This is a genomic window from Thermogemmatispora aurantia (assembly GCF_008974285.1).
Taxonomy (GTDB): Bacteria; Chloroflexota; Ktedonobacteria; order Ktedonobacterales; family Ktedonobacteraceae; genus Thermogemmatispora; species Thermogemmatispora aurantia.
The window spans coordinates 91,120-105,400 of the sequence record NZ_BKZV01000005.1; the positions used below are offsets into that span (position 1 = coordinate 91,120).

A 14,281-nucleotide genomic window follows, 5' to 3' on the forward strand; every position below is an offset into this window, starting at 1 on the left:
AGCATAGGAGAGGAGGACAATGGCATCCGTTGCAGTGATTGGCAGTGGTGCCTGGGGAACCACGCTGGCGCTTTTGCTGGCCAACAAAGGGATCGATACGGTCCTCTGGGAGCATCGACCCGAGCGGGCCGCCGACATGGCGCGTCTGCGTGAAAATAGACTCTTCCTGCCCGGCTTTCGCTTTCCCGAGCATCTAGGAGTCACCGCCGACCTGGAAGAAGCCGTTCGCCGTCGCGAAGTCATCATCCTGGTCACACCCTCACAACGCATGCGTGAAAACGCACGGCAGCTGGCCCCCTATTTGGAGCGCGGCGCCATCGTCGTGAGCGCCAGCAAAGGCATCGAGCTAAGCACGCTCCAGCGTATGTCGGAGGTGCTGGCCGAAGAGCTACCGGAGGCACGCGCACGTCTGGCGGCCCTCAGCGGTCCCAACCTTGCGCGTGAAGTCGCCGAGGGGAAACCCACAGCTGCCGTGGTGGCTGCTCAAGATGAAGCCATCGCCATCTATCTGCGCACCCTGTTGAGCACCGCTCGCTATCGCGTATACACCACCCAAGATATCACCGGAATTGAGCTGGGTGGAGCTTTGAAGAACATCATTGCCATTGGAGCAGGCATTAATGACGGCATGGGCTATGGCGAGAATGCCCGCGCCGCCTTCATCACACGCGGTCTGGCCGAGATCACGCGGCTCGGTACCGCCGCCGGGGCCCATCCGCTGACCTTTGCCGGTCTGGCAGGCTTAGGCGATCTTGTGGCCACCTGCTCCAGCCCACTGAGCCGGAACCATCAACTGGGCCGCCGCTTAGCCACAGGAGAAAAGCTAGACGAGATCCTTGCCTCCATGCACAGCGTCGCCGAAGGCGTCTATACTACCCGCGCTGCCCTCCAGCTAGCCCAGCGCTACGGGGTTGAAATGCCCATCACTCAGCAGCTTGCCCTTGTCTTGTTCGAAGGCTACGATCCCTACAAGGCCGTATTGGAACTGATGATGCGCGACCCCAAAGGGGAGATGGAAGGCTTGATCGAGGGAAGCATCTACGTCAGCTAAGGCCAGGCAAGGGGAGGAAGAGCACAGAGGGAATAAGCCTAGTCGGGTTGGTCAGCTCGCGCCACAGGGGCAAGTTTGCGGCCCTGGCCAGCGCGGAGCGGGGTTACCAGGCAGGCTGCTCTGACTTGCCTCGGACCTCAGACTCCAACCCAACCCAAAAAGTAGGGGCGCGTTAAACGCGCCCCATAGCTACCTTGGGAATAAGCTAATCGAGGTAATCCTTGAGCTTACGACTGCGGCTGGGATGGCGCAGCTTGCGCAGGGCCTTGGCCTCAATCTGGCGGATGCGCTCGCGCGTTACATGGAACTCCTTGCCGACCTCTTCGAGCGTGCGGCTCCGACCGTCATCGAGACCGAAGCGCAGCTGGAGAACCTTGCGCTCGCGCTCAGTCAGACTGGCAAGCACATCCTCAACCTGCTCCTTCAGGAGCTGATGGCTGGCCGCATCAGCGGGAGCAAGGGCCGTATGATCCTCGATGAAATCACCCAGGTGACTATCCTCCTCCTCGCCGATCGGCGTTTCCAGGCTCACTGGCTCCTGGCTGACCTTGATGATCTCACGCACCTTCTCGGGGCTGATGTCCATTTGCTCGGCGATTTCCTCCGAAGTTGGCTCACGCCCGAGATCCTGCAAGAGGCGACGACTAATGCGGATCAGCCGGTTAATGGTCTCGACCATGTGAACCGGGATACGGATCGTGCGCGCCTGATCGGCGATAGCACGGGTAATGGCCTGACGAATCCACCAGGTGGCGTAGGTACTGAACTTGTAGCCCTTGGTGTAGTCGAACTTCTCGACGGCACGAATCAGGCCAATGTTGCCCTCCTGGATCAGGTCCAGCAGGCTCATGCCCCGGCCAATGTACTTTTTAGCAACGCTCACCACCAGGCGCAAATTAGCCTCGGTCAGGCGTCGCTGAGCCTCCTCGCCCTCCTCGATGATGCGTCGATTCGGGTTAGGCTTGGCAGCCTCAGCCTTGCCCCGCTCCATCAGCCGCGCCAGGCGGACCTCCTCCTCAGCGGTCAGCAAAGGAACCCGACCGATCTCGCGCAAGTACATGCGCACCGGATCGTCGAGACTGTTTTCGAGGTCGGCCACGACGATTCCGAGGCCATCCTGGAGGTCATCCCACTTGGCACCGGTCATCGCCTCGACGTCGACCTCATCCTCTGGTCCAGGTTCCCAGTCTGCCGGTGGCTCCTTGGTATCCAGGGCATCCATGGTTTCTTCGTCCTGTAGCTTGGAGAACAGGTCATATGACTCACCGTCATCGGCAGCCGTGACAAGGCTACCAGCGGTGGTAGCACGCAGACCTAGTGAATCGATATCGTCAAAAACACGGTGCGAGTCTTCGAGGAGCATGTCTGCCTCGAAAGGCTCATATACATCGCTCAATTGTTCAGTATGCACCTCTTCATTCCGCGATCTTGTCATGACATCCTGCTTCTGATTCACCATTCTGGCTCCCCCTTCAGAAAACGGGTCCGCAATGAATAACGAATAAGGAGACTGACCCTGCTCTCTGAAAATAAAGAGTAAGATAATAGCGCTATGCGATGCTGATCATCGCCTCCCACCCTGCCCAGGCTTATTCCACATCACCCATATAACATCCAGGCTTGAGGATTTTCATCCCTGCAGATTCGTCCTCAAGTGAATCTCGCGGATCTGCCGGTGGATTTCCTGCAGCTGATGCTCCAGCTCGTGCACTGCGGCCAGGTCCCCGGCTTCCCGGGCTTCCTGGATCAAATAGCGCAGCTCTGTATTGAGCTGCATCAGCCGCATGCGCTTCAAGCGGGTGGCGCATTGGGTGGCCGCTTTGATCAGTCCTGCTCCATCGAGCGGAGACGCTGCCTCGACGCGCCTTTGCGCTCGGGCCGCCGTTTCCAGCAACGCGGAAGGTAACAGTTGCTCTAAGGGTTGATGGAAAGAGGAAGAGCCACGTTGATAAAGAGAGTTGAGAAAGTGGTACAACTCCCGCGTGTCCGTCCCGATAAAGTCACCATCGTTTATTATACCACAAACATGTTGACTTAAACCAGGATGTTGGAGGAGTAGCCCTATCAGGTAGTCTTCCCATTCTACTCTATCCAGGCCTCCTCTGTCAAGCGCCAGGCCTTTGCCGTCGGGGCCAGCGCTGACCCGGGCGCCGGCGAGGGCGCCCGCTCTGGCATCTTCTACCTCGGCGGATGAGGCTGGGGACAGCGTCTCAGTTTTAGCTTTCCCGCTGGGGTCCAGGCCAGTTTGCGCAAGCGCAGGCCGAGCGGGTAGCGGAGCTGGAGCCTGTGGTGATTGACGCTGCCGTCCTCGCCCTTTCCTGCTGCCATCCACCTCCCTCCTACCTGACTCAGCGGGCACTACGATCTCGGCCACGCTCGGGTGTCTGCCACGCAGGCTACGCTGCAATTCATTATACAGGCTCTGCTCATCGACATGGATCATCCTTGCTAGCTTCCGCACATAGGCATCGCGTTTGACGCGATCGCTGATCATGCCAATGATGGGGAGCAGGCGTCGCGCCGCCAATGCCTGGTCTCTCGGCTGGCGCAGATCCAGATCCGCGGTCTTGGCTACAAAGTAATAATCGACCAAAGGTAACGGATGAGCGAGGGCCTCCTCCCACCGGGCCGGGTTCTGGCGGATCACCTCATCAGGGTCCTGGCCTGCGGGCAGCAAGAGCACATCGATCTGGGCATCTACCTCTTCCTCCAGACGAATAATGGCCCTGGCGCCCCCCGCCTGACCACGGCGCTCCTGGCGCGGAACCGGCAGCGGGACAGGAACAATCGTGCGCTCTAATGAGCGAAGCGCCTCCTGGATACCATGCTCTGTAGCAGCCATGCCGGCGGCATCGGGGTCTAAGGCCAGAGTAATGCGCCGCGCCAACTTTTTGATCTGCTGAATGTGTTTTTCAGTGATCGCACTGCCAATGCAGGCCACAGTCTGCCGCGTTCCGTACTGGTGAGCCATAATGGCGTCGATATAACCCTCGACAATGATCACCTGGTTGGCCTGCTTGATAGCCTCCTTGGCACGGTCGAAGGCATAGAGCACGCTATTTTTCTCGAAGAGCGCCGTCTGGGGTGTATTCAGATACTTGGGCTGGCCGTCGCCCAGGGCGCGCCCGCCAAAGCCAATCACCTGACCTCGCGGGTCCCGAATCGGGAAAATAATGCGGTTCCTGAAGTAATCATAAAGACCCTGCCCATCTTCCGGCTCACGAGCCAGGCCGGCACTGACCAGCTCCTGCTCGCTATAGCCCTGGGAGAGAAGATAACGACAGAGAGCATCGCGGCTGTCGGGAGCGTACCCCAGGCCAAAGGCTATGACGGTCTCCCCAGTGAGGCCGCGACTCTGGAGATAGGCCCGCGCTGGGGCCGCCTCGCGCAAGCGCAGCAGGGCCTGATGAAACCAGAGCTGAGCGTCCTCGTTAAGCTGGCGCAGCCGTTCGCGCTGAGCCGCCAGCTCGCGCTGTTGGGCCGCATCATAGCCGGGCTGCTCATCGAGAGAGACGCCGGCCTTCTCGGCCAGGTAGCGCAGGGCCTCTGGAAAATCAAGGCCCTGGGCCTTCTGTACAAAGGTGAAAATATCGCCGCTCTCGTGGCAGCCAAAGCAGTGCCAGTGCTGCGACTCTGGAAAGACATAGAAGGAAGGTGTGCGCTCGTTGTGAAAAGGGCAAAGGGCCTTGAAGGCCCGGCCCGTTTTTTGGAGCTTCACAACCTGGCCAACTTCATCTACCAGGTCGAGGCGCGCTTTGATAGTTTCGATGATCGAAGAAGACATTGGCCGCCCTCAGCAAGCGACGACGTTGCTGTTGTCACGCTCAGAGTTTCGTCCTACACAAGGGCACCGATCGGACAGGCGATGCCCTCTCCCGCCTACGCTATCGCTTCATTGCGAGGGAAGCAAGCGAGTACCGCCAGAAGACATCGCACTGAGGGAGGGAGGGAAGCACGTGCCACATCCGTCCTTGCCACAGCCGCTCCAGGCTCCGGCTGACAAAGAGCAAGAGCATTCGCCAGTCAGGTCCGCCCTCTCTCTGCCATCCCTAGAGATATAACGAGCTACTGTCGGGAAAGTCGCGCTCCTGGGGAACAAGGTTTCATCCGGGTTCGACGGTCGCCGGCGACAAGCAGACACCGCAGGATTACCTCGGGGCAAGGAGGGAGCACCGCAGCTCGCCCACCCTGCGAGCGTGGCCAGACTGCCCAGCCAGGTCCCCCCAGCCAACCCCGGAGAGCAACCCCAGCAGAGCCGGGTTGCATTTCTGCAACGCTTCGCTCTTCTGTGGCCGGGCAGAGGTAATGGCGCCGTGGCAGTTATCCACATTTCCACAGCCCCTACTACTGTTATATCCATCTATCATAAAGAGATGGATATGGGTAGCAGTAGTAATAGGGCCTGTGGAAATGTGGATAACCCCGGTCAGATGAGGCTGATTCTCTAAGAGACGTCGCTGGCTGAAATGGCTCTGGAAGCGGAGCGGCGCGCAACTTGACATGAATGTTATTTTGCTGAGAAACGCCGCTCGCTCTGTGCAAAAGTGGTGGAAAACTTGGGGATAAATGACAAGCAGGCTGTGGATGACGAGGGAGACCACGCAGGGCCTGTGGATAAGTTTTCCACAGGTGGCGTGGAGAAGTCAGAGAGCCAGGAAATACCCTGTGGATAATGTGGAAAAGTTATCCACAGAATCGGTGAATAACTGGAGAGAAGGATGTCCTGACACAACAGGTCAGGATGACCGATGTGGAAAAGTTATCCACAAAACCTGTGGATAAAGTAGGAGCTGCTGCTATTTATCCACTGTTCCCTCCAGCTTATCCACCAATGCTGTGGATATCTCTGCTTTAAAAGTGGAATAGTGAAGCGGCGATCTAACTTGAAGGCTGGCGGCCTCCTTTGTCACTTCCCGCGGCAGGCAAACAGGCGGTCAATGGCCTTGGCGAAAGCCGCCAGCTTGTGTGGATAGTGTGGAAAAGTTATCCACAGAATCGGTGGATAACTGGAGAGAAGGATGTCCTGACACAACAGGTTATGATGACCGATGTGGAAAACTTATCCACAGAATCGGTGGATAAGTGCCTGTCCTCTTGTCCGAATGTGTCGGACGTATGAGGTCCAACTAGACGTTTTATGGGAGGCTGTGGATAACTTGTGGAAAAGTTATCCACCGATTCTGTGGAAAACCCTGGAAAGCCGCCAGCTTGTGTGGATAGTGTGGAAAAGTTATCCACAGAATCGGTGGATAACTGGAGAGAAGGATGTCCTGACACAACAGGTTATGATGACCGATGTGGAAAACTTATCCACAAAACCTGTGGATAACTCAGAAATGCTGCCAGCTTGTGTGGAAAAGTGAGCGGAGTGAGAAAACTTTATCGACAGGTTATCCACATTGCCTGTGGATAACCTGCCTGGAGTGTGTATAAAACTATCTGCAGGGAACTGTGAAAATGGTAGAACGCTGGTGAAACGCTACTCTTACACCGAGAGAGCGGGAACCAGGTGACCAGCTCCAGCCTGGGCTAAATAGCTATAGATCCGCAGTAGCTCGGCGACACCGCTAGCGCTGGCGGCCTGATAGCCTGCGTGGTGAGGAGGATCGCCATCGAAAACGCCGCTGATCATGCCGAGCATATTCTGACCCAGCTCGTGGAGAAATGGTTCCAGCGCACGTAAGCCCTGGCGCCAGATGTACTCCTGCCCCAGTGGGGTAGCGTTGCCGTGGTTTGGCTCCTCTCCTCTATTCCGACCATCGAGCTTCAAGAGAGCCTCGATATAGGGGCCGATTAACCATGTCCAGACGCTGCCCTGATAGAGGGCCTGGCGCTGCTCGTCGCTGCTCCTGCCCAGTCGTCCGCGATAAGCAGGATCGTGGGGGGCTAGCGTACGCAGCCCATAGGGGGTCAACAGATGGCGCGTGACCTGCTCTAGCACTTCAAGACGGTGGACAGGGACGAGGGCCGTATGGCGCAAGGAAATGGCCAGCAGCTGATTAGGGCGCAAGCTAGGGTCATGGCCGGAGGGTCCATCGAGCACATCATAAAGATAGCGGCCCTCGGCATACCAGAAACGCTGAAACCCCTCTTCGCAGCGCTGGCGCAGCTCCTGAAAGCGCCCGCTCAGATACGTGTTCCCGCCGCGTCCGCGGACTAATGCCGACCACTCCTCCATTAGCGCCAGGGCATGATACCAGAGGGCATTGACCTCGACCGCCTTGCCAGTGCGAGGCGTGACCGGACTTCCGTTGAGATAAGCGTTCATCCAGGTCAGGGCCTGGTGAGCGCTGGCGCTTCTCAACAAGCCGTCATGTGGATCAACCTGGATCCCATGCAGAGTTCCCTCCAGGTACCAGAGCAGGCTTTCCGCCAGGCGCTGATAAAGCTCGGCAATCAGCTCTTCATCGCTACTGAAGCGGAAATAGTGGTCGAGGGCATAAAGGTACCAGAGCGTCACATCAACGTTGCAGTAGTCTGTCTCGTTGAGGCGTTGGCCAGTGCGTGGTAAACGATCCGGCAGCAAGCCCTGCTTAAAGTGGCGTGCCAGTCCTCGGAGCAAGCGGCGGCACTCGTCGAAGCGTCCGGTGGCCAGCATCAACCCGGGCAGAGCGATCAGCGCATCGCGTGTGTACTCCTCCAGTCCATAGAACGTTGACAGGATCGAGAAGCGCTCTGCTTCCTGATCCGCCAGTGGCCTGCCGTAAGGCCCGTGGCCCAGGCTGACCAGGCGAGCTGGCCGCTGACGAACTAGAAAACGATCTCCTGCCTGCACAAGCAGGTGCAGAAACTCCTCGCCCTCGCGCTGAGGATTGGTGGTTCCTGTTAGAGGCAGTACCTGAAGGCGATGGGAGGTTTCTCCGCCTTCGCCAAAGTAGCGTTGTGGCTGGAGCAGAGCGCGCTGCTGCTCGATGCTCCGCCGGTAGGCCAGGGCCAGATAGTTGGGCGTCAGCGTCAACAGAGCAGGGTCCTCAGTCGTGGCCACAATGGTCAGCGTCGCCTCCTCATCTGGCCAGAGACGCGCACGAAAGACACCCGGCAGGTAGAGATCGTCCACTGCAGGTCGTCCGGCATCACGGTCAACGCGACGCAGGAAGTGCCAGTACCATACCCCTGTCGGAATAAACAGAGGTTGACTGTCGGGATGGCCGACGATGAACAGGTGATAGGGCTGAGCATCCTGGGAGGCCCGAATGGTGCAGCCTGTCACGCCGCGTGGAAAGAGCAGCTGGCCCCCTGACCATGAGGCCGACGCGGCCCCTGGCTGCTGCTCACTGCTATGGTGTACTTCTACTTGAAAGTGCCAGTCGTTGTGACCGATTTGGGGGCAGTCGAAAGGACGGTAGGCAGAGAATGGCAGCAGGGTCAGTTCCAAAATATGCTGATCCAAAGCACGATAGCGCAGATATGTGCGCTGATAGACAGGAGGGCTGGTCGAACCCGAGGCTGAGGTCGCCACACGCACGCGCTCGCTCTCCGAGCCGAGGCTGCGCTGCTCATGATTGCGCGAAAGGCGATACTGGATGCAGGTCGTATGCTGGCCGGGAATCATCCAGATCCGTTTCTCTAACATCACCCCATCGAGGCCGCCAATGCGATAGAGAAAGACTGGGAAACCTTCCTCTAAACGAAAGGCCTCCAGATGAACAAAGCCGGCGGGGCTGAGCGTGCCATCACGGTACTCGTTCGTCCCAAGATAGTAGGTGCGCTGATCAAAGACGGCCTCCTCATCGATCTTAGCCAGCAATAGCTGGGGGGGGGCCTTCTGCTCAATTGGGACGACCAGCAGACCATGCTGCATGCGTGTCAGCACGCCGGAGACAGTGCCGGCGGCATAACCTCCCAGCCCGTTCGTAATCAGCCACTCGCGCGAAATGGTCTCGTTCAGGTCACAACAGATACGGCGATCAAATGTGATGGGCATCGTGGACCCTCCAGGCCCTCTTCAATGATACGCGGCTCTCCCCGCTGGGCATCATGCTCTGCCTGTACGTTGTGCCTCACAGCACCCCTTATTTAGTGTAGCATAATAAGTGCCAGGAAGCAGCGTTTTTCACACGGTCCTTCCTACAATGTAAAAGGATTGTTCTTCTGGCGTTGCACAAATGAGCCTCGGGTGACAATCCTCCCAGGCGGGGCGTATATAACAATGCAGAGAGTGCCAGTGTAAAGCCCCGAGCGAGTGCAGATTGCTCATCTTCCCGAGGTGGGCCTTGACCTTGATCCTGCGCAACGGTCTTGGCCTCCTTTCTACCTTGTATTATGTCGACGGGCGTCCAGGTCTGCGATCAAACCGGGAGCTTGTCAATAACAGTCGAGCTATGCTACACTGCGCATATCCTTTGCACCCCATGTCGTTCTGTTAACCAGAGGAGGTGTCTGCATGGTATCCTCTCCAGTCCGCAGGGCAGGAAGCCGGCGAGTGCTACGAAGTGGGATCTTGCTGGGCATTGTGCTCATCTTCGCCCTGGCCCTGGCCGCCTGCGGTGGTTCGTCAGCGCCCGCGAGCGGCGGGGGCAATGCGAGCAACAAATACGGCCTCATTACACCGGGCGTTCTCACGGTCGGTAGCGATACAACCTATCCACCTCAGGAGTTCATTGATCCAGCTACCAACCAGCCCAAGGGCTTCGATATCGATCTCATCACGGAGATCGCCAAGCGCCTGGGGCTGCAGGTTCACGTGGTCACTGACGGCTTCGACACCATCTTTGATGACCTCTCGGCCCGACGCTTCGACCTCGTGATCTCGGCAGTCACGATCAATCCCGATCGTCAGAAGAAGTTTGATTTCATCCCCTACTTCAATGCCGGCGAGTCGCTCCTGGTCGAGCAAGGCAATCCGCTACACATCACGAGCGTTGATCAACTCTGTGGCCAGAATGTTGGCGTTCAGACTGGTACAGTGGAGCAGACTGATCTGCAGACGGCCTCGCAGAACTGCACCAAGGCTGGCAAGCCTCCCATCCATCTGACGGTGCTCAAGGATCAAACGGAAGTCGTCCAGTTGCTGGCCAACCATCGTGTGGTTGCCACCTATCAGGATTCGCCAGTGACTGACTATTATTTAAAGCAGAATCCAGGCAAGTTTGAGGTGGGCGGCTCGGTGGTCAATGCGGCCCCCGAGGGGATTATGTTCCGCAAAGGGGATACAGCTCTCTACAATGCTGTCAAGGGCGCCTTTGACGCCATGCGCAGCGATGGCACCTACAAGCAGCTCATCGACAAGTGGGGGCTGACCAGCGGCGCTATTGCTCTAATGGAGCGGCGTATCCTCCTCTAGCCTCACTGGCAGGCTCTTCGCGCATGTTACTTCAGCCTCCTTCATCTCACCTGGCGTTTGGTTGGCCCACTCCTATGGTTCGTGCTGGAGGCTGAGGGCTTGGGCAGAGTGAGCTTGTTGCCGACTGGAGCGGGGCCGCCGCTACCACAGCTGGCTGCCTCTCTCTCGCCGCCCTGATAGGAAAAAGGGTGGCAGGGACTCCCCGCTTCTGCAGTACACTATCATAAGTGAGGAAATCTGCTGGTCCAAGCAGACCAGCAAGGATGACTCAGCTGCCAGAGGTAGGAAGACATGCTCAGTTGGCTCGGCTCGCTCTGCGTCCAGCGCTAGCTAGGCTCTTGCCTGCCGGATCTAACGACCCAAGGAGATCCCCGCCATGTTCGATTGGGATGCCGTCTGGAAATTCATTGTTTCGCCCTTTTTTCTCCAGGCTGCCTGGACCACGCTCTGGCTCTCTGTCGTTGCCCAGCTTGCCGGCGTGGTCCTCGGTCTGTTTCTGGCGCTCATGCGCATGTCACGCTTCAAGTGGCTCTCCTTCCCCGTACAAGTTTATGTCTGGTTCTTCCGCGGCAGCCCGCTGCTTGTCCAGGTGCTCTTGCTCTGGGATGGGTTGCCCAAGCTGGTCCCCGGCCTGCTCTTCAGTCAGATCACCTGCATATTGATTGCCTTCTCTTTAAATGAGGCAGCCTACATGTCGGAGATCATCCGGGCGGGCATCAGCTCGGTCGACCCAGGGCAGATGGAGGCGGCGCGTGCTCTGGGCATGCGCTACTGGCTGGCTATGCGCCGCATTATTCTGCCGCAGGCAGCGCGGGTCATCATCCCTCCGCTCGGCAACGAATTCAACAATATGCTCAAGACCACCTCGATCGCTTCAGTCATTGGGCTGGAAGAGCTGACTGGTACCGCCGAGATCCTTGGGGCACCAACTTTCTCGATTTTTGAGCTGCTGATCGTGGCAACCGTCTACTACCTGCTGCTGACTACCTTGTGGGACTACTTCCAGCGCTGGATCGAGCGTCGGCTGGACCCCGAGTACGCGGCCAAGGGTGGACGGCCAGGTCGGCGCCCAGGGCAGAAGAGCTGGACCCAGCGAGTCCTGGGATTTGGCAATCCACCGTTGGAGTCTGGCGAGTTGATCGCTGGTGGACATGGAGGAGCGCGCTAAGGCGTGTGTGCTTGAAAGGAGGTCCTACCAGTGACGCAGCAGCAAAGCTATAATGGTTATCAGGAGCAAGAGCCACCACTCCCATCCGCTGTGCCTCAAGTCACTGAGAGCGCGGAGATGGTTCGTGTCGAGCAGGCAGTAAAGCGCTTCGGCGACCTGCTCGTCCTCAATAATGTCAGTATGACGGTGAAGCGTGGGCAGGTCGTGGTGATCATCGGCCCCAGCGGCTCCGGCAAGACAACCTTGCTGCGCTGCATTAATCACCTTGAGAAGATCGACAGTGGCCGCATCTACGTTGATGGGCAACTTGTCGGCTACCGTCTGGTTAATGGACGACTGGTCGAGGCCAGGGAAGCTGAGATTGCAAAGATGCGCGCTCAGATCGGCTTTGTCTTCCAGCGCTTCAATCTCTTTGCCCACATGACAGCCCTGGAGAACATTATCGAAGCTCCCGTTCATGTACTGGGCATACCACGCGACGAGGCGATTGCCCAGGCGATGGAGTTGCTGCGCAAGGTGGGCCTGGAAGAGAAAGCCCACGTCTATCCTCATAAGCTCTCGGGAGGTCAACAGCAGCGAGTGGCCATTGCACGGGCTTTGGCCATGCGACCCAAGCTGATGCTCTTCGACGAGGCAACCTCGGCCCTTGATCCCGAGCTGGTGGGCGAAGTGCTGAAGGTCATGCGCCAGCTGGCGGAGGAAGGCATGACAATGGTGGTGGTGACCCATGAGATGGGTTTTGCTCGCGATGTAGCCGATCACGTGATCTTTATGGATCACGGAGTAATTGTAGAGGAAGGTCCACCTGAGCAGATCTTCGATAATCCGCAGAACGAGCGTACCCGTAATTTTCTCGGCCTCATTGCCGCAGATTAGGAGAAGCACTATCTGGTGAGCAGGAGGAGCACAGCAGGTATGCGTCTTTACCGGGCGACACTGGCAGAAAACCGGATGCTGCGGCAGGGGCTGCACTTGCTAGAGCTAGAGGCGCCGGCGCTCGCTCAGGCGGTGCGTCCGGGCCAGTACTGCATGGTACGCTGTGCTGAGGAAGGGTCGTTTGACCCGCTGCTGCGCCGACCTTTCTTTGTGCACAGCATCGAGGGCGAGCGCTGTCGTATTCTGCTCCAGGTGCGTGGGCGTGGTACAGCCTGGCTGGCGAGGCGATCCACAGGGGAGAAGCTGGACCTGCTAGGCCCATTAGGCCAGGGCTGGCGGCTCCCGCCCCGCCTGAGTACGCTGCTACTGGTCGCTGAGGGCTTCGGTGTTGTGACACTGGCGCTGCTGGCTCAGCGCGCCAGCGAGCAGGGGCTGGCAGTGACCCTTGTTCAAGAAGTAACGCAGCTGCCAGAAGGCTATCCGGCTGCACTGTTACCGGAAGAAGTCGAGTACCATCTGGTGACGAGCGACGGCGGTGCGGGTCAGCAGCGCACGCTCTTGACAGTGCTGGGGGACTATCTCAGCTGGGCCGATGCCGTCTGTCTGGGCGTTTCACGTGAAACGGCGCTGCAGCTCCGTCGACGCTTCGAACGCCTGCGCCGCCCGGGCTTCGCCCAGGTTGCCGTGCTCCAACCCCTTGTCTGCGGTACTGGTACCTGTCTGGCCTGTGCTCTGGAGACCAGTCGAGGCCCGCGCCTCATCTGCCAGGAGGGGCCAATCTTTGACCTGCAGATCCTTATGCAGGGCTGAGAGGAGAAACCGGCCAGCGGACCACTGACCAGTGAGCTAGTGGATCACCGGCTCACTGGTCAGTGCAGCTGTCGACCTGCCTGACCCTTTCCCCTCCGCCCGGCTCCTCCCCCAGCCCGACCGCCAGAAGCAACCGAATGAAGCGATAGGGGAATCAGGGCAGCTGTAACAAGGTGATCTCAGCGAGCTGATCCAGGTCTGCTGGCTGACAGGGAAGAAGGAAATTCGGAGTAGTATCCAGCAGCTCCACAAAGGCTGCGACCACCGTTGGATCAAAGCTGGTACCGGCATCACGCCCAATACGCTCGCGAGCCATCTCTGACGAAAATGGCTCCTTGTAGGGGCGCTGCGAGGTCAAGACATCGTAAACGTCGGCCACCGTCAGAATACGCGCACTCAGGGGAATAGCCTCGCCGCGCAGTCCTGATGGATAGCCCTGGCCGTCCCAGCGCTCGTGGTGATACAAGACCGTTTCAACATAAAACGGGTCCACATCGCACCCGATCAAAATGCGAGCCCCGATGACCGGATGGCGCTGCATCTTGCGCCGTTCCTCGGCGGAGAGGGCGGCGGACTTGTGCAAAATCTCGTTGGCGATCCAGGTCTTTCCCAGATCATGGACCAAAGCCGCCAGGGCCAGATCACGGGCCTGGCCGTGCTCCCACCCCAGCTTGCTCGCCAATCGATAGGCATAGACAGCAACCCGGCGCGAGTGCTCGTAGGTTACGAGATCGCGCTCCTTTATGCTCCTGGCAAAGGCTAGCAGAATCTCTCTGCTCTCCCTGCCATCCTTCAGGGTTTTGACTGCCACCACTCTGCTCTACTCCCTCTAAGCCCACAATGGATAACGGTAAAGAGAATGAGTGCAAGACGATGAATCATATAATATAGTAATGTTTTCACTTGCTGTCTGCCCAAGCTCTTGTTTTCAGGCAGTACTTTTGTGTCACTCGTCCGCTATTTTGCTCTTCCTGAAAGCCACGCGAGCCAGCCTGGCCAGTCGCCTGGGACCGGCCCGCTTCCCTATGGGAACGCGGGCCGCTTGCTCATCCCCCAAATGGTCCCTCTTTCCGGGCCGCCTGTTTTTTAATCG

General features: G+C 58.3%; 9 protein-coding genes. 5 read left to right on the plus strand and 4 right to left on the minus strand.

The window, feature by feature from the left end; all coding sequences use genetic code 11:
- Positions 1-19 precede the first annotated feature (19 nt).
- Complete coding sequence (locus KTAU_RS15425) at positions 20-1,051, plus strand: NAD(P)H-dependent glycerol-3-phosphate dehydrogenase (protein WP_151729232.1); 1,032 nt, start codon at positions 20-22, stop codon at positions 1,049-1,051.
- Between the two features lie 205 nt (positions 1,052-1,256).
- On the opposite strand, the gene rpoD is transcribed toward KTAU_RS15425, so the two are convergent.
- From rpoD to KTAU_RS15440, 3 genes are all read right to left on the minus strand, one after another.
- Positions 1,257-2,486: an RNA polymerase sigma factor RpoD gene (rpoD, locus tag KTAU_RS15430; protein ID WP_084659122.1), complete on the minus strand. Its 1,230-nt coding sequence runs from the start codon at positions 2,484-2,486 to the stop codon at positions 1,257-1,259.
- 195 nt (positions 2,487-2,681) lie between these two features.
- Positions 2,682-4,835 carry a DNA primase gene (dnaG, locus tag KTAU_RS15435; protein ID WP_151729233.1) on the minus strand — a complete coding sequence of 718 codons (2,154 nt, stop codon included), beginning with the start codon at positions 4,833-4,835 and terminating at the stop codon, positions 2,682-2,684.
- Positions 4,836-6,536: 1,701 nt separating this feature from the next.
- Positions 6,537-8,975, minus strand: coding sequence for an amylo-alpha-1,6-glucosidase (locus KTAU_RS15440; RefSeq protein ID WP_151729234.1), 2,439 nt, complete (start codon positions 8,973-8,975; stop codon positions 6,537-6,539).
- Positions 8,976-9,473: 498 nt separating this feature from the next.
- Between KTAU_RS15440 and KTAU_RS15445 the strand changes: the two genes are divergently transcribed.
- From KTAU_RS15445 to KTAU_RS15460, 4 genes are all read left to right on the plus strand, one after another.
- Positions 9,474-10,334, plus strand: a complete 861-nt coding sequence (locus KTAU_RS15445; protein WP_228026491.1) for an ABC transporter substrate-binding protein — start codon at positions 9,474-9,476, stop codon at positions 10,332-10,334.
- Positions 10,335-10,710: 376 nt separating this feature from the next.
- Positions 10,711-11,502 (plus strand): amino acid ABC transporter permease, encoded by a 792-nt coding sequence (locus tag KTAU_RS15450; protein WP_151729236.1) that lies wholly within the window; start codon positions 10,711-10,713, stop codon positions 11,500-11,502.
- 117 nt (positions 11,503-11,619) lie between these two features.
- Entirely contained in the window at positions 11,620-12,378 is a 759-nt protein-coding gene (locus KTAU_RS15455) for an amino acid ABC transporter ATP-binding protein (protein WP_151729528.1), read from the plus strand.
- 39 nt (positions 12,379-12,417) lie between these two features.
- Positions 12,418-13,188: an iron-sulfur cluster-binding protein gene (locus tag KTAU_RS15460; protein ID WP_151729237.1), complete on the plus strand. Its 771-nt coding sequence runs from the start codon at positions 12,418-12,420 to the stop codon at positions 13,186-13,188.
- A 154-nt stretch (positions 13,189-13,342) separates the two neighbouring features.
- On the opposite strand, the gene KTAU_RS15465 is transcribed toward KTAU_RS15460, so the two are convergent.
- Positions 13,343-13,999 carry an HD-GYP domain-containing protein gene (locus KTAU_RS15465; protein ID WP_170293333.1) on the minus strand — a complete coding sequence of 219 codons (657 nt, stop codon included), beginning with the start codon at positions 13,997-13,999 and terminating at the stop codon, positions 13,343-13,345.
- Between the last annotated feature and the right edge of the window lie 282 nt (positions 14,000-14,281).